The sequence below is a fragment of the Salinicola sp. CR57 genome (assembly GCF_003206585.1).
In the GTDB taxonomy this organism is placed as follows: domain Bacteria; phylum Pseudomonadota; class Gammaproteobacteria; order Pseudomonadales; family Halomonadaceae; genus Salinicola; species Salinicola lusitanus.
In genome coordinates this window covers 340,138-356,422 of the sequence record NZ_PZJL01000006.1, presented here as the reverse complement: position 1 = coordinate 356,422, position 16,285 = coordinate 340,138, and the positions used below count along the sequence as shown (strand labels likewise).

The 16,285-nt window shown below is 63.7% G+C and carries 15 protein-coding genes; 4 read left to right on the top strand and 11 right to left on the bottom strand.

Annotated elements, in window-relative coordinates; genetic code table 11:
- Positions 1-79: 79 nt before the first annotated feature.
- The 3 genes from DOM56_RS11635 (at position 80) to DOM56_RS11625 (ending at position 2,998) form a co-directional block, all read left to right on the top strand.
- On the top strand, positions 80-1,024 hold the full coding sequence (locus DOM56_RS11635; RefSeq protein ID WP_110708895.1) for a D-2-hydroxyacid dehydrogenase: 945 nt from the start codon (positions 80-82) through the stop codon (positions 1,022-1,024).
- The gene (locus tag DOM56_RS11630; protein ID WP_110709365.1) at positions 1,024-1,968 is read left to right on the top strand and encodes a ribokinase; all 945 of its coding nucleotides are present in this window, start codon (positions 1,024-1,026) and stop codon (positions 1,966-1,968) included. The genes DOM56_RS11635 and DOM56_RS11630 overlap by 1 nt, the downstream gene beginning before the upstream one ends.
- Positions 1,969-2,041: 73 nt before the next feature.
- On the top strand, positions 2,042-2,998 hold the full coding sequence (locus DOM56_RS11625) for a nucleoside hydrolase (protein ID WP_110708892.1): 957 nt from the start codon (positions 2,042-2,044) through the stop codon (positions 2,996-2,998).
- 209 nt (positions 2,999-3,207) lie between these two features.
- Here the strand turns inward: DOM56_RS11625 and DOM56_RS11620 are convergent, their stop codons facing one another.
- The 8 genes from DOM56_RS11620 to DOM56_RS11585 form a co-directional block, all read right to left on the bottom strand.
- Positions 3,208-3,480: an acylphosphatase gene (locus DOM56_RS11620; RefSeq protein ID WP_110708890.1), complete on the bottom strand. Its 273-nt coding sequence runs from the start codon at positions 3,478-3,480 to the stop codon at positions 3,208-3,210.
- A complete protein-coding gene (locus tag DOM56_RS11615; protein WP_232822267.1) occupies positions 3,419-4,414 on the bottom strand; it encodes a YihY/virulence factor BrkB family protein in 996 nt (331 codons plus the stop codon). The genes DOM56_RS11620 and DOM56_RS11615 overlap by 62 nt, the downstream gene beginning before the upstream one ends.
- A gap of 154 nt (positions 4,415-4,568) precedes the next feature.
- A complete protein-coding gene (locus DOM56_RS11610) occupies positions 4,569-5,486 on the bottom strand; it encodes a LysR family transcriptional regulator (RefSeq protein WP_110708888.1) in 918 nt (305 codons plus the stop codon).
- 60 nt (positions 5,487-5,546) lie between these two features.
- On the bottom strand, positions 5,547-6,968 hold the full coding sequence (gene cls, locus DOM56_RS11605) for a cardiolipin synthase (RefSeq protein ID WP_110708887.1): 1,422 nt from the start codon (positions 6,966-6,968) through the stop codon (positions 5,547-5,549).
- A 172-nt stretch (positions 6,969-7,140) separates the two neighbouring features.
- Complete coding sequence (locus tag DOM56_RS11600) at positions 7,141-8,646, bottom strand: fumarate hydratase (protein ID WP_110709361.1); 1,506 nt, start codon at positions 8,644-8,646, stop codon at positions 7,141-7,143.
- Positions 8,647-8,824: 178 nt separating this feature from the next.
- Positions 8,825-9,646: an endonuclease VIII gene (gene nei / locus DOM56_RS11595; protein WP_110708886.1), complete on the bottom strand. Its 822-nt coding sequence runs from the start codon at positions 9,644-9,646 to the stop codon at positions 8,825-8,827.
- Positions 9,647-9,667: 21 nt separating this feature from the next.
- Entirely contained in the window at positions 9,668-11,701 is a 2,034-nt protein-coding gene (uvrB, locus tag DOM56_RS11590) for an excinuclease ABC subunit UvrB (protein ID WP_110708884.1), read from the bottom strand.
- Between the two features lie 81 nt (positions 11,702-11,782).
- On the bottom strand, positions 11,783-11,980 hold the full coding sequence (locus DOM56_RS11585; RefSeq protein ID WP_110708882.1) for a hypothetical protein: 198 nt from the start codon (positions 11,978-11,980) through the stop codon (positions 11,783-11,785).
- Between the two features lie 175 nt (positions 11,981-12,155).
- On the opposite strand from DOM56_RS11585, the gene DOM56_RS11580 reads away from it, so the two are divergent.
- Positions 12,156-13,214 (top strand): folate-binding protein YgfZ, encoded by a 1,059-nt coding sequence (locus DOM56_RS11580; protein WP_110708881.1) that lies wholly within the window; start codon positions 12,156-12,158, stop codon positions 13,212-13,214.
- A gap of 16 nt (positions 13,215-13,230) precedes the next feature.
- Here DOM56_RS11580 and DOM56_RS11575 read toward each other — a convergent pair whose 3' ends face one another.
- The 3 genes from DOM56_RS11575 to DOM56_RS11565 all read right to left on the bottom strand — a co-directional run bounded on the left by DOM56_RS11575 (position 13,231) and on the right by DOM56_RS11565 (position 16,244).
- Positions 13,231-14,007: a TatD family hydrolase gene (locus tag DOM56_RS11575; protein ID WP_110708880.1), complete on the bottom strand. Its 777-nt coding sequence runs from the start codon at positions 14,005-14,007 to the stop codon at positions 13,231-13,233.
- A 3-nt stretch (positions 14,008-14,010) separates the two neighbouring features.
- Positions 14,011-14,508 (bottom strand): large conductance mechanosensitive channel protein MscL, encoded by a 498-nt coding sequence (mscL, locus tag DOM56_RS11570; RefSeq protein WP_110599590.1) that lies wholly within the window; start codon positions 14,506-14,508, stop codon positions 14,011-14,013.
- Between the two features lie 146 nt (positions 14,509-14,654).
- Entirely contained in the window at positions 14,655-16,244 is a 1,590-nt protein-coding gene (locus DOM56_RS11565) for a peptide chain release factor 3 (protein ID WP_110708879.1), read from the bottom strand.
- Positions 16,245-16,285 lie beyond the last annotated feature (41 nt).

The window sequence follows — 16,285 nt, the reverse complement described above, 5'->3', positions numbered from 1 at the left end:
AATGCCGATGTCGTCGTCCGCACGCCAGCGACTGCCAGGCGATGACAGCCGGCACGGAAAAGAGACAAGGAAAAGACGCATGAAAGCCGTACTTCTGGATGCCGCTTCCCTCGGCGACGACGTCGACCTCGCACCGATTCGCACGTTCGTCGACGATCTCGTGATTCATCAGCTCACTGCCATGGACGAAAGGCTCGACCGGCTTGAGGGCGCCACCATCGCGTTGACCAACAAGGTCGTCATCGACGCCGAGCTGATCGACGCCCTGCCCGATCTGAAGCTGATCTGCGTGCTGGCCACCGGCACCAACAACGTCGACATGGCCGCAGCGGAACGGCGTGGCATCATCGTACGTAACGTCTCGGCCTACGGCACCGCGAGCGTCGCCCAGCACACCCTGATGCTGGTGCTGGCGCTGGCCGCGCGACTGCCGCTGTACCAGGCCGACGTGCGTGATGGCGCCTGGCAGCGAAGCGACTTCTTCTGCCTGCTCGACCATCGCACCCTGCAACTGGCCGGCAAGCACCTGGTGATCGTCGGCCGCGGGGAGCTGGGCTCGGCGGTGGCCAGGCTGGGGGAAGCCTTCGGCATGCGTGTCAGTTTTGCCGCCCGCCCCGGCAACGAGGCAAATGATGCTCGCCCCAGTCTGACCTCGCTGCTGGGTGATGCCGACGTGCTGAGCCTGCACTGCCCGTTGACGGAAGCGACCCGGGGCCTGATCGGCCGCGAGGCGCTGGCGACGATGAAGAGAGATGCGCTGCTGATCAACTGTGCTCGCGGCGGGATCATCGACGAGGAGGCGGCGCTGGCCGCCCTCCGCGAGCGGCGCCTGGGCGGGCTGGCCGTCGACAGCCTGCCTGTCGAACCGCCACGAGAGGGGCACCCCCTGCTCGATGCCCTGCACGAGCCGCTCAATCTGATCGTGACGCCGCACAATGCCTGGATCACGCCGGAAGCGCGTCAACGCGTCGTCGACCTGACCGCCGACAACCTGCGCGCCTGGCTGACCGAGGAGCGCGGATGATGGCGACCGAAATTCCGGGGATCTACAACTACGGCTCGATCAACATCGACCACGTCTATCGGGTTCCACACCTGGTGCGCCCGGGCGAGACGCTCTCCAGCACCAGCCTGCATCAGGTACTGGGTGGCAAAGGTGCCAACCAGTCGCTGGCCCTGGCGCGTGCCGGCGGGCGCGTTGTTCACTGGGGACGCCTGCACGAGGGCGACCGGTGGGCGCTGGAACCGTTGACCCGCGCCGGCGTCGATACCGCGGATATCGAGCTGATCGATGGCGCCAGCGGCCACGCATTGATCCAGGTCGACGACGACGCCGAGAACGCGATCATCCTCTACCCTGGCGCCAATCACGGCTTCGACGACGACCGCCTCGAGGCACTGGTCGGCTCGGCCGCCCCCGGCAGTTGGATCCTGCTCCAGAACGAGTGCAACGATGCCGGCAAGATGCTGCGCCTGGCGGCCGGCAAGGGCCTCTCGATCGCGTTCAACCCGGCCCCGCTTTCCGCGGAGATCGTCGGCTTGCCACTGGATCTGTGCCAGCTCCTGTTCCTCAATCGCGGCGAAGCGGCGGCGCTGGTCGGGGAGGGAGAGTCCGTCGATTCCGACACCCTGCTCGAGGCGCTGGCCACGCGTCTGCCGGACGTGGAGATCGTCCTGACCCTGGGCGGTCAGGGGGCCTGTCATCAGCATCGCGGTGAGCGCGTCATGCTGGCCGCCCACAAGGTGGAGGCGATCGACACCACGGCCGCCGGCGATACCTTCATCGGTTACTTCATGGCGGCACGGCAGCGCGGCGACGATATCGAACAGGCGCTGCGCCTGGCGACGACCGCCTCGGCGCTCTGTGTCCAGAAGGCTGGTGCCGAACCCAGCATTCCCGATGCGGATGCCGTCGAGAAGGCCGTGGCCACCCTGCCCGCACTCCCGGTCGAGCGTTCGACCCTCTGAACCTCTTCATCGCCGCCGCGCCGCCATTCCGGCGGGTGGCGGCGCGTCAACTGAACCGACTCTAGGAATTCTCATGCCGACGCCCATCATTTTCGACACCGACCCCGGAGTCGACGACGCCCAGGCCATCGCCATCGCGCTGGCCCACCCGGATATCGAGCTACTGGGCCTGACTACCACCTTCGGCAATGTCACGATCGAGGTGGCCACCCAGAATGCGCTGCTGCTTGCGGAGCTCGCCGGTCAGTCGATTCCCGTTGCCCAGGGGGCCGCCGGGCCGCTGGTCAAACCCAAGAACCCACCGCCGGGGCACATCCACGGCGACAACGGCCTGGGCAACATCGAATTGCCACAGGTCTCCACCCAGGCGCTGAAGCAGAGTGCCGCCCAATTCATCGTCGAGCAGGTCAACGCCCGGCCGGGCGAAGTCGTGCTGGTCGCCGTCGGCCCGCTGGGCAACCTGGCCGCTGCGTTGCAGCTCGACCCCACGCTGGTCGACAAGGTCAAGCGCGTGGTCGTGATGGGCGGATCGATCCGTGAAGGCGGTAACGTGACGCCCGTCGCGGAAGCCAATATCTTCAACGACCCCCATGCCGCAGCCCGGGTATTGCAGGCCGACTGGCCGCTGACGCTGGTGGGGTTGGATGCGACACACCGCTGCGTGCTGGATCCGCAGAGCATGGCGCGGATCGTCGAAGCCCAGGGGCGCCTGGGGAAGGTACTGGGCGAGAGCTATGACTTCTACCGCGCCTTCTACCAGCAGGCGCTGGGCATCGATGGCTGCTGCCCCCACGATAGCTGTGCGCTGGTGTGGCTGATGCGTCCGGACCTGTTCCGCGTCGAGCGCGGCTACTTGAGCGTGGTCACCGACGGCCTGGCCGAGGGCCAGACCCTGATGGCCCCGGAACGACGCGAGTTCGTCGATCCCCGCTGGTCCCAAGGCAACGTGGCGGAGGTCTGCATGAACGCCGATGGCCCAGGCGTCATCGACTGGATCGTCGACACGCTGGCCACTCCGCCCTCGCACTGAAACCGGCTCGCCCGATCGCCGGCCAGGCGAGCGGGCGAGATTCCACCGCGATCCGATACCGCCGGGCACGGCCTGCGCGCTGGCCGGTAAACGCCTGTTGCCCACCCGTACAACGTTAGCAATCGACTGACGCACCAACCTGGCCCGTCATCGCCGATTTTGTTCGGCTATCGCTGGTCGATTCTCGGCCGGCGTTGGCTCCCGGAGTCTCAGCCTGTGGTAAAGCTCGCGGGTGCCGCGATCGTCGCCTCTTCGACCGTGACATCGGTGACGTCAGCGGCCGGGGAGCCCTCCCACAGTTGATCGATCAGCTCGGCGATGGCGATGGCCTCGCCATGGGCGGTTACCTCGACGCGCCCATCCTCGAGATTGATCGCATGACCGGTGATGCCCCAGCGCTCCGCGTGACGACGTATATGTTCACGATAGCTGACGCCCTGGACTCTCCCGCTCACCCAGGCCTTGATCGTCCGATGAGTCATGAGATGCCTCCTCCTTTCTGATCACTTCATGGCGCACTGCCACGGCCGTATTGCGAGGAATGATGCTGCCGCCCTTGGCCAGGACATGGGTTCGGGTGAACGCCGCGCCGAACAGCAGGATCAGCGACGAGTAGTACACCCAGAGCAGGACCAGCACGACCGAACCCGCCGCCCCGTACGTCGAAGCCGTTGCCGTGTGCGCCAGATAGGCCGCGATCGCGTTGCGCCCGATGATGAACAGCACCGCTGTCACCAGGGCGCCCAGCAACACGTCGCGATAGGAGAGCACGACATCCGGCAGCACCTTGAAGATGGCGGCAAAGAACAGCGTGATGACCACGATGGACAAGGCGTACTGAGCGATCTCGAGCAGGAACACGCTGCCGGGAACCCAATCCCCGGCGTAGCTGAACGTCGCCTGCACGATGATGCCCAATATCAGCGACACCAGCAGCACGAACCCGATCGCCAGCACGACGGCCATCGACAGCAGACGCTTCTTGGCAAATAGAAAGATACTGTTGCGGTCCGGGTTGGGCGCGACACCCCAGATGGTATTGAGTGAAAACTGCATCTGACCGAACACCGTCGTCGCACCGATGAGCAGCGTGACGAAGCCTGCCACCGTCGGCAGGATGCCCGAGGCCTGGATGCTCGATTGCGCGACGGCACTCTCGATGGCGCTGGCCGCCGAGGGGCCGAGCGTATCCTGCAGGCGGTTCACGATCTCGCCCCGGGCGGCATCCTCGCCCAGCCACAGTCCCACCACGGTCACCGCGATAATCACCGTCGGTGCCAGCGAGAAGAGCGTGTAGAACGCCAGCGAGCCGGCGTAGCTGAAGGCGTTGCGGTCGAGCCACAACTTGATGGAATCGCGAACGACGGCGAACCAGTACTGGCAGAAAGAGACGGCTTTGGAGTAAAGGGCTATCAAGTGGAGTTCCCTGTTGTCTGCTGTCACCGAGAGCGGCAAAGATGAACGCCAACGCCTCGACGGAGCGAGGCCTGTGGACGATACACCAGCAGTCTAGACGAGATTTCCGGATTTCCCGTGCTGGTCGACGACACGCCACCGCTACCGGTTCGCCTCATGCCCGCAGGAAATCGCTGGGAAGCTTCATCATGCGCCGCCACAGCTTCTCGACACCGGGCTTGTGGACCAGCGAGCATCGATACAGGCGAATTTCCAGCGGGATATCCCAGTCGGTCTCCGCAGCGCGCACCAACTTTCCGTTCGCCAGTTCGTCACGAATACAGAAATCCGGAATCCAGGCCAGCCCGACGCCCTGCAACGCCATGCCCTTGAGCCCTTCCGCCATGGCCGTCTCGTAGACGGTCTTGAGACGCATACGCCCAGGCTCGTTCTTGAGCAGCATGCGGACACTGCGGCCGAGAAAGGCGCCTTGGGTGTAGGAGAGGAACGGAATCGGCCCGTCGCCATCGAACGAGAACCTTGGCTCGCCGCTCGTATCCGGGACGCTGACGGGGATCATCTTGACCTGGCCGATGGAGAACGAGGGGAATATCTCGGCGTCCAGCTGCATGGTGGCATAGGGATCGTGGTAGGCCAGCATCAGGTCGCAGTTGCCCTCCCGCAGGACGTGAATGGCATCGCCCACGTTCATGGCGACCAATCGCGTCGGTAGCTCCCCGACACCTTTCTGCAGGCGCGATATCCAGGGCGGATAGAAGGCCAGTGCCAGCGAATGGGCGGCAACGATATCCAAGGCTTCGTTGTCCATGGCCAGACCGCGTAGGTGCGCCAGGCTGTCGTTGAGCTGCTCGACCATGTTTCTCGCCGTCACCAGAAAGAGCTGCCCTTCCGGCGTCAAACTGACCGGTGTCGTCGAGCGGTCCACCAGAGTGGCGCCGACGGCCTGTTCCAGGGAACGGATGCGCCGACTGAACGCGGGTTGAGTGACATGCCGTTGACGCGCCGACGCCGAGAAACTCCTCGTGTTGGACAGGGCCACGAAATCCTCGAGCCATTTGGTTTCTAGATTCAATGGTGCCTCCCGGCAACCCTTCAAGCGTTGGTGACGTCGGCCGCCATGCCAGTGGCAGCGCTACTGCACGGGCGACAGCAGATAAGTGGCGCGCGATACCAGCTTGCGCCACAGCGGCCGCTCCTCGAGTTCGCGCTGGCTGACCTGCCGGCTGCTGGCAAAGTCCTGTTCGAGCATCTCGAAAACCGAAGCCGCAAAGACCTTGTCGGGGACATAGGCGGTGACTTCGAAATTGAGCCGAAAAGACCGATTGTCCAGATTGACTGTGCCCACCATCGAGGTGTGATCGTCCACCAATAGGACTTTTTGATGCAGAAAACCGGGCTGATAACGGTATATCTTGACGCCGTTGCGGATCATTTCCGGCAGAAAAGCAAAGGCGGAGAGGAAGACCAACAGATGATCCGGACGTTCGGGAATCAGCACCCGGACGTCGACGCCCCTGAGCGCCGCCAGGGTCAGCGCGTCCTGGACACCGTGATCAGGAACGAAATAGGGGCTGGTCACCCAGAGCCGATGACGTGCGCCATGAATGGCGTGCTGAACCAGGAGGCTGGCCGTTTCGCGCCCGTCTGCCGGACCGGAGGGCACGATCGCCACGTGCTGGGACGCATCGGGAATCTGTCTGGGCTTCCAACCGAGCGCCAGAATGTCGCCGGTTGCCCAGTACCAGTCCTCCCAGAACGCTTCCTGCAGCGCCAGCACGCTCGGGCCCTGAAGCTTCAAGTGAGTATCGCGCCAGGGCCCATAACGCTCGACCCGGCCCAGGTATTCATCGGCGACATTGAGCCCGCCGGTCCAGCCCACTCGGCCATCGACGACCACGATCTTGCGATGATTGCGGAAGTTGATCTGGAATCGATGGCGCCAGCCGCGCGAGGAGTTGAAGGCAGAGACCCTGACTCCGGCCTCTTCCAGGTCCCTGAGATAACCGCCGGGCAGCCCTCGACTACCGATCTCGTCGTAGAGGAAATAGACGTTGACGCCATGCTCTGCCTGAAAGATCAGCTTACGCTTGAAGGCCAGGCCGATCTCGTCGGCGCGCACGATAAAGAACTGGACCAGGATATACTCCTCGGCACGATCGATCCCCTCGAAAAGGCTGTCGAAAGTGGCATCGCCGTCGATGAGCAACTCCGCGCGATTGCCTCGAGTCATCGGCATACGCGCCAGCTCCTCGACCGCACGAATACGTCCGCTGACGGCTTCCGGACGCGAAATGAACGACTCCATGTTTGGCCGATAACGTTGAAGAACCTGGCGCAGCACGGTGTCCCGCTCGCCCCGCGCCGAGACGTAACCGTAGAACCTCGGGCGGCCGAACGTCCAGAAAATCGGCACGGCAATATAGGGAAAACTGATCAGCGTCACGATCCAGGCAACGGCACCCTGCGAGGTGCGGCTGGACATCAGCGCCATAACCGCCGTGGCGATTCCGGCCACGTGAGAAACGAACAACAGCCAGCCGATCAGCAAGGTCATGTCCGACATCTTCCGCAACGCTGCATTGTCATCTTCTCCGCCAGAAATCGTCAGCCTAACCAACATCATACCGAAAAAAGAAGAGAGCCCCACAGGGGCTCTCTTCTTTACGCGTTCTGTTGATGCAATAGCAGCCGACTACGCTCGCCGACGGGGTTCCGTCACCTGGCTCTCAGACCCGCTCGGCAATGATTTCCTTCCACTTGGCGGGCCCCGTCTGGTGAACCGATGTTCCCAGGTGGTCCACAGCCACCGTGACCGGCATGTCCTCGACCTCGAACTCGTAGATCGCTTCCATGCCCAGGTCGTCGAACGCGATCACCTCGGCCTTCTTGATCGCCTGAGCGACCAGATAGGCGGCGCCGCCGACAGCCATCAGATAGACTGCCTGATTGTCGCGAATCGCCTCGATCGCCAGCGGGCCGCGTTCGGCCTTGCCGACCATGCCCAGCAGGCCGGTCTGCTCGAGCAACGTCCGTGTGAACTTGTCCATCCGCGTCGCCGTGGTGGGCCCCGCCGGTCCGACCACCTCGTCACCCACCGGATCCACAGGGCCGACGTAGTAGATGAAGCGGTTCTTCAGGTCTACCGGCAGCGACTCGCCCTTGGCCAGCATATCGATCATTCGCTTGTGCGCGGCATCCCGTCCGGTCAGCAGCTTGCCCGACAGCAGCACGGTATCGCCGGGCTGCCATTCGCGCACGGCTTCCGGGGTAATCTCGTCGAGATTGACCCGCCGCACACCCTCGCCCACCTCCCAGGTGATCTCGGGCCAATCGTCGAGTTTCGGTGCCGGCAGCACAGCCGCGCCGCTGCCATCCAGCGTGAAGTGCACGTGACGGGTCGCTGCGCAGTTGGGGATGATCGCTACCGGCTTGTTGGCGGCGTGAGTTGGGTAATCCTTGACCTTGATATCGAGCACCGTGGTCAGACCGCCCAGCCCCTGAGCGCCGATGCCGCTGCGGTTGACCTTGTCGAACAGCTCCAGGCGCAGCTCCTCGGCCCGGTTGCCGGCGCCGCGTGCCTGCAGCGCCTGAATGTCGATCGGGTCGAGTAGCGCTTCCTTCGCCAGCTCCATCGCCTTCTCCGCGGTCCCGCCGATGCCGATGCCGAGCATTCCCGGCGGACACCAGCCAGCGCCCATCTTGGGTAGCTGTTCCAGCACCCAGTCGACCACGTTGTCGGAGGGATTGAGCATCGCGAACTTGGATTTGGCCTCGCTGCCACCACCCTTGGCCGCGACGTGGATCTCGACCGTGTCGCCCGGCACCAGCTTGTGATGAATCACCGCAGGCGTGTTGTCACCGGTATTCTTGCGCTTGCCATCGGGGTCGGCCAGCACCGACGCGCGCAGCACGTTATCGGGCAGCAGATAGGCGCGGCGCACTCCTTCGTTGACCATGTCGTCGAGACTCATGTCGGCTTCCCAGCGCACGTTCATGCCGACGTGAACGAAGACCGTGACAATGCCGGTGTCCTGACAGATCGGCCGGTGGCCGGTGGCACACATCCTGGAGTTGATCAGGATCTGAGCGATGGCATCGCGCGCCGCGGGGTTCTCTTCCCGCTGGTAGGCCGCGTGCATGGCATCGATGAAATCCTTGGGGTGATAATAGGAGATGTACTGCAGCGCATCGGCCACGCTCTGGATGAGATCCTCCTGGCGGATCACGGTCATCATCGGTCTCCTGCTGGTCACGGTAACTGCCCGACGGTTCGATCGTCCGCGGGTCGGTAGCTTCGAGGGCGCCAATCATACCCTAGCGAACGAAGATTGGCAGTTTGCAACTTTTGTTAGCCATTAAAGATAACGGTATAAACCTGAATGTATTGCTGACCCAGGCAACGGAGTTTCGTCACTTCGGCTGGCAGACGGGGCAACGATAGAGGCGCCGAGAAGCAACGGCTTCGCGAACGATGATCGAATCACAGGCGTGACATGGCAGGCCTTCGCGGTCGAAAACGGCGAACCGCCACTGGTTGCGGTGCATCCCGGCCCGCTGCAAGCGCGTGCGCCACACGGGACGGTTGGTGACCCCGGCTTGTCGATAGGCCTGCTGGATCGTGGCCAGGATGACGCGCGCTAGTCGCTGGCGCTGTTCGGCCGTCAGATCCTTGGGGCGTTGTCTCGGCGACAACCCGGCGTAGAACAGGATCTCCGAACGCAGGTAGTTGCCGATACCGGCGTAGAACCCCTGATCCAGCAGCAGCCCCCCAAGTCCCCGGCCCGCGAAGCGGGACTCCGTCAACCGCGCCTCGATATCCCTCACCGAGACGTCGTGAGTCAGCAGATCCGGTCCCAGGCGGGCCAGAAATGGCTGCTGCCGAATGGTCTCGGTGGTCCAGAGCGAGATGTCCGAGGCGCTGTAGAGACTAGCGGCGTGGGTCGCGGTCGTCAGCCGGGCACGTAGCGTCCGCCCCGAGGTCGGCGCGTGGCCGCGACGGTGAATACGCCAGACGCCATAGAGCTGGTTGTGGGAGTAGAGCACGTGCCCATCGCTAAAGGTGATCAACAGCGCCTTGCCCCAGCAGTCGACCGCCGTTACCCGACTTCGGCCCAGGCGCCCGGCCATCGGCGCGATCTCGGCAAAGGCGAACCAGGTCTGGACCAGCGGTCTGCCGACCAGGACCTTCCCCAACCGATCCGCGACGCGGCGTATTTCCGGTCCTTCCGGCATCCTCGCGCTTCCTGACCTCGCCTATCCTAGCTCCAGCAACCTGGACTTGAGCGTCTGTAACTGATCACGCAGTTTCGCGGCCTGCTCGAACTCGAGATTCTGGGCCGCCTCGTGCATGCGATCCTCCAGCTTGCTGATCTCCTTGGTCAACTGCGGCGCACTCATCTGACCCAGGGCCTCGCGGGTGTATTCGCCCGGCGCCTCCGCCACCAACTGTTCGGTGCGCTTGCGGCCCCCCTTGCGGCTGCCAGGCGCCTGCGCCCCTTCCATGATATCGGCCACCGACTTGGTCACGGTCATCGGGGTGATGCCGTGGCGCTCATTGTGCGCGATCTGCTTGTTGCGGCGGCGCTCAGTCTCATCCATCGCCCTCCGCATCGAATCGGTGACTCGATCCCCGTAGAGAATCGCCTTGCCGTGGGCGTTGCGTGCCGCCCGGCCGATGGTCTGGATCAACGAGCGTTCGGCGCGCAGGAAGCCCTCCTTGTCGGCATCGAGAATGGCGACCAGCGACACTTCGGGAATATCCAGCCCCTCGCGCAGCAGGTTGATGCCGATCAAGACATCGAATTTGCCCAGGCGCAGGTCGCGGATGATCTCGACCCGCTCCACCGTGTCGATGTCCGAGTGGAGATAGCGAACGCGGATGTCGTGTTCGTCGAAATACTCGGTCAGGTCTTCCGCCATGCGCTTGGTCAGCGTGGTGACCAGCACCCGCTCGCCGACGTCGACGCGCAGCCGGATCTCGGAGAGCAGGTCATCGACCTGGGTCGTGGCCGGGCGCACCTCGATCTGCGGGTCGACCAGACCGGTCGGGCGCACGACTTGCTCGACGACCTGCCCCGCGTGCTCCGCCTCGTAGGGGCCGGGCGTGGCCGAAACGAACACCGTCTGCGGCACGATGCCCTCCCACTCCTCGAACGTCATCGGTCGGTTGTCTAGCGCCGACGGCAGGCGGAAGCCGTACTCGACCAGCGTCTCCTTGCGGGACCGGTCACCGCGGTACATGCCGCCGACCTGCGGCACGCTGACGTGTGATTCGTCGATGAACAGCAGCGCGTCGTCCGGCAGATAGTCGAAGAACGTCGGCGGCGCATGGCCGGGCGGGCGTCCGGAGAGATAGCGGGAGTAGTTCTCGATACCGTTGCAGTAGCCCAGTTCGAGCATCATCTCGATATCGTAGAGCGTGCGCTGCTCGAGACGCTGAGCCTCGACCAGGCGCTCGTGCTTGCGCAGGTACTCGAGTCGATCCGCCAGCTCCTGCTTGATCGATTCGATCGCACCAAGGATGGTATCCCGTGGTGTGACATAGTGGCTCTTGGGATAGATGGTCATCCGCGGCACCTGCCCGCGCACCTCGCCAGTGAGCGGGTCGAACAGTCGGATCGAATCGATCTCGTCGTCGAACAACTCGACTCGCACGCCTTCGTCCTCGGCGTCCGCGGGGAAGACATCGATGACGTCGCCGCGGACCCGGTACGTACCGCGGCGGAAGTCGGCATCGTTGCGGGTGTACTGAAGTTCCGCCAGCCGACGCAGGAAGCTGCGCTGGTCGATCTGTTCGCCTCGATTGAAATGCAGCCGCATCTTCATGTACTGCTCGGGGTCGCCCAGACCGTAGATCGCGGAGACCGAGACCACGATCAGCGCATCGCGACGCTCCAGCAGTGCCTTGGTTGCGGACAGCCGCATCTGCTCGATATGGTCATTGATCGAGGCGTCCTTCTCGATGAAGGTGTCGGAAGACGGAACATAGGCTTCCGGCTGGTAGTAGTCGTAGTAAGAGACGAAATATTCGACCGCGTTGTCCGGGAAGAAGCTCTTGAACTCGCCGTAGAGCTGGGCGGCCAGGGTCTTGTTCGGCGCCAGCACGATGGTCGGACGCTGCAGCGTCTCGACGACATTGGCCATGGTGAAGGTCTTGCCCGACCCGGTGACGCCGAGCAGCGTCTGATGAGACAGACCGGCACCCAGGCCGCGGACCAGCCCCTCGATGGCGGCCGGCTGATCACCGGCCGGACGATACTTGGATTGAATCTTGAAAGGTTTGTTCATGGTGACTAATTAGGGTCCAAACGACCGTCATTCAAGGGCGAGGTGCAACTTAGAGTGCCATCGCTCGGGGGCGAGCCACGATCACCGTGCGGTAAATCCCGATTTCAGCGCCTCCACCGCCGCGATCAGCGCGTCGCGATTGACACGCCCTTCCACCTCGGCCCACTCCCGGCCGATATCGACGCTTTCGACACCATCCACCATCATCAGGGCGGTCGTGACACGATTGAGGTCTTCCGGCGTCGATACGCCGCTCAGCGTGAGATTGATATGTGACATGCGAGGCTCTCCACAACGGTCTTCCACGATGATTTCAGGCAGACAGCATAGACTAGCATGTCGTTTGCGCGACCTGGCGTTGCAATAGCCGGATATCGCCGCCATCTTGAGGCCAGACACCACACTCTGGTACCGCCGACGCCGGTACCGACGACCGTTTCACAGGAGGCATCGGATGGACGATTGGCTGGCATATCTCACGGCCCAGGGCGGACGCCAGTCGAATGAGCACGACTGGGTGTTTCCGAACAACGATCACGGCTCCGCCAGTGCCGGCACACATCTGGTACCGCTCACCCACCTGAGCGTTCTCGAATGCGACGGCCCGGATGCGGCCCGCTTTCTGCAGGGACAGACCAGCGCCAACGTCGACCATGCGGATGGCGACTTCGCGCCCTTGACCGCCTTCTGTACGCCGAAGGGGCGCATGATCGCCAATGCCGAAGTGCTCAAGGTATCCGCCGAACGCTACTGGCTGCTGCTGCATACCTCGCTGGCCGCTTCCCTGGCGACGCATCTCGGGAAATACGCCCCTTTCTACAAGGTGAAGCTGAGCCACCGCCAGGACCTGGCCCTGATCGGCATGATCGGATACCCCGAGTCGGAGAAGTCCGTTGCCGGCCTGCCCGACCTGCCCCGTCTCGACTGGCACATGACCCAACAGGATGGCATCGTCGCCTTGCGCCAGCCCGCCGGTCGGTCCCGCGCGATGCTGATCCTGCCTGCCGCCGAGGCCGCGGCACCATGGGAGTCGTTGAGCCGGTCCGCCAGCGCCGCGAATACGATCCTGTGGCGGCGTGCGGATATCGATGCCGGCGTCGCCTGGCTTACCGCCGATCACAGCGACGCCTTTCTGCCGCAGATGATCAACTGGGAAGCCTTGGGCGGCATCAGCTTTCGCAAGGGCTGCTACACCGGTCAGGAAGTGGTGGCAAGGGCGCATTTCCGGGGGCAGGTCAAAAGACGCCTGCGGATCGCCTCGCTGGAAGGCAGCTCGCTGCCCGCCATCGGCGAGGAGATCCGCAATGGCGAGGCCAAGCGCGTGGGCGAGATATTCCAGGCAGTCAACGACGACGATTCCGATTCATGCGCCGTCCTGGCCGTTCTCAACACCAGCCAGGACGAGGAATCGCCTCTGTTCGTCGGCGAACGTCACCTGGTGTTGCGCGAGCTGCCCTATCCGCTCGAACGTCTCGATCCCGAATCCGTCGTCGACGGGACCGCGACCGCCTGACGACCACGGCCCCCACTCAGGGCGACGCCGCCTCCAGTCGGAAGAGCCGGTGGGTATTGTCCCAGGCCTTGGCGGCGACCCAGTCGGCATCCTGGCCCCGTAACAGCGCAACACGGGCCAGGGTCTCTTCGAGATGGGCGGGCTCGTTGCGCTGCCCCTGACGCCCGGCCAACGGCATGTCGGGGCTATCGGTCTCGAGCACGAAGCCGTCGTCGGGTATCGCCCTTACCGCCCGATGCAAGCGCTTGGCGCGATCGTAGGTGACAGCACCGCCAAGCCCGAGCCAGTAGCCGAGATCCACGAAACGTCTGGCCTGTTCCGGGCTGCCGCCGAAGGCGTGAATCAATCCGCGCGCCGGAAGATCGAGCTGCTTCAGCCGCTTGGCCACCTGGTCATCGGCGTGGACGCAGTGGATGATGACCGGGAGTCGATACCGCTTCGCCAGCTGCAGCTGCGCTTCGAACAGCTCCCATTGACGCTCCAGCGTCGCCTCGAATCTGGCGTCGATCCCGCACTCGCCAATGCCGACGAGTCGGTGGCCATGCGCCACGGCCTCCTCCAGCGCCTCGAGATCAGCAGCGGCATGCTGGGCGATGAAACAGGGGTGCAGGCCGAGCGCGGCGACCACGTCAGCGCGCTTCTCCACTAGGCTCAACACCGCCTTCCAGCGCTCACGCGTCGTTCCCGGCACCATGAAACGCGAAACGCCAACCGCATGGGCACGTTCGAAGACGGCTTGGCGATCGGCGTCGAAACTGTCGAAATCGAGGTGACAGTGGGCGTCGAACAGCATGACTCAGGTCGCGGCTGTCCCTTGCGGCTCGGGGTCCGACACCGGTAGGTCGGCAGTGCAGTGGCCGCACTTGGTTGCCTTGACCGGAATCGTCATGAAGCAGTAGGGGCAGGCCTTGTCCGTCGGCGCCTTGGGGGCAACGGCCTCCTCGCGCTTCATGCGATTGATGCTGCGCACCAGCAGGAATACCACAAAGGCCACGATGACGAAGCTGATCACGGCGTTGAGAAACAGGCCGTAGTCCAAGGTGACGGCGCCAGCTTGCTGGGCAGCGGCGAGCGAGGCGTAGGGTCCCGCCGTGGCGCCTTCCTTGAGCACGACGAAGAAGTTGGAAAAGTCGACGCCACCGATCAGCAGCCCCAGGATCGGGTTCATCACGTTCTTGACCAGGCTCTGCACGATTAGCGTGAACGCACCGCCAATGATGATGCCCACCGCCATATCGACGACATTGCCCTTGACGGCAAACTCTCGGAACTCCTTCAGGAATTTGGAAGCCATCGACATTCTCCTTTTTTGGTCGATCGCACGACGCTGGTTAGGGGAGCCGCTGTCCACCGGGCCGCGACGCTAGTCAGCATGGCCCAACCGCCCGGGAGCGGCAAGATCAAATCGCCTCGCCCAGGCAGTGCTAGAACGGCCGCATCTCAGTGCTCGCGGGTGGCCCGGAACTCGATCTCGGGCCAGCGCTCCTGGGTCATCTGGAGATTGACCCGGGTCGGCGCCAGGTAGGTCAGGTAGTCGCCGCCATCCAGCGCCAGATTGGCGCTGCCCTTGCGCTTGAACTCGTCGAGCTTCTTCGCGTCCGGACAGTAGACCCAGCGTGCCGTGTTGACGTTGACGGGTTCGTAGAGGCAGTCGACCTTGTACTCCTCCTTGAGCCGATGCGCGACGACATCGAACTGCAGCGTACCGACCGCGCCGACGATCAGATCGTTGTTGTCCAGTGGCAGAAAGACCTGGGTCGCGCCCTCCTCCGAGAGCTGCTGAAGCCCCTTCTGCAGCGCCTTCATCTTCAGGGGGTCGCGCAACCGCACCCGGCGGAACAGCTCCGGCGCGAAGTGCGGAATGCCGAGGAAGCGCATGTCCTCGCCGGCGGTGAAGGTGTCGCCGATCTGGATCGTGCCGTGATTGTGCAGACCGATGATGTCGCCGGGCCACGCCTCCTCGACATGGGCACGGTCGGAGGCCATGAAGGTCAGCGCATCGGCGATCTTGACCTCCTTGCCGATCCGGACGTGACGCATTTTCATGTTGCGTTCGTACTTGCCGGAACAGATTCGCAGAAACGCCACCCGGTCCCGGTGCTTGGGATCCATGTTGGCCTGAATCTTGAACACGAAGCCGGAGAAGCGGCCATCTTCGGCGACCACTTCCCGCGTATCGGTCTCCCGCACCTGGGGCGTCGGTGCGAACTCGACGAATCCGTTGAGCATTTCCCGGACACCGAAATTACCCATCGCCGTGCCAAAGTAGACCGGCGACAGCTCGCCGCGACGGTAGGCTTCCAGATCGAACGGATGGGACGCGCCTCGCACCAGTTCGACCTCCATCCGCAGCTCTTCCGCCGCACTCTCGCCCAGTACTCGGTCGACCTCGGCACTGTCCAGCCCTTCGATGCGCTTGTCTTCCGGAATCCGATTGCCTTGGCCCTGGGTGTAGAGATGGATAACGTCGTCGTAGAGATGATAGACCCCCTTGAACGCACGGCCCATGCCGATCGGCCAGGTCATCGGCGCGCAGGCAATATTGAGAACCGTCTCGATCTCGTCCATCACCTCGATGGGATCCCGGGTCTCGCGATCCATCTTGTTGATGAAGGTCAGGATCGGCGTGGTGCGCAGCCGACAGACCTCCATCAGCTTGATGGTACGGTCCTCGACCCCCTTGGCCGCGTCGATGACCATCAGCGCCGAGTCCACGGCGGTCAGGGTGCGATAGGTGTCCTCGGAGAAATCCTCGTGCCCAGGGGTGTCGAGCAGATTGACGACGCGCCCGTTATAGGGGAACTGCATCACCGAGGTGGTGACGGAGATGCCGCGCTCCTGCTCCATTTTCATCCAGTCGGAGGTGGCGTGGCGCTCTGCCCGCTTGCTCTTGACCGAGCCGGCCAACTGAATGGCGTTGCCGAACAGCAACATTTTCTCGGTAATCGTCGTCTTCCCCGCGTCGGGGTGACTGATGATGGCGAAGGTGCGGCGTAGGGCCGCTTCCTGGGCGAGCTGAGCATCTGACATGAAAGGCTTCACTGACTGGGGCGACGCTCACGCGGCGTGGC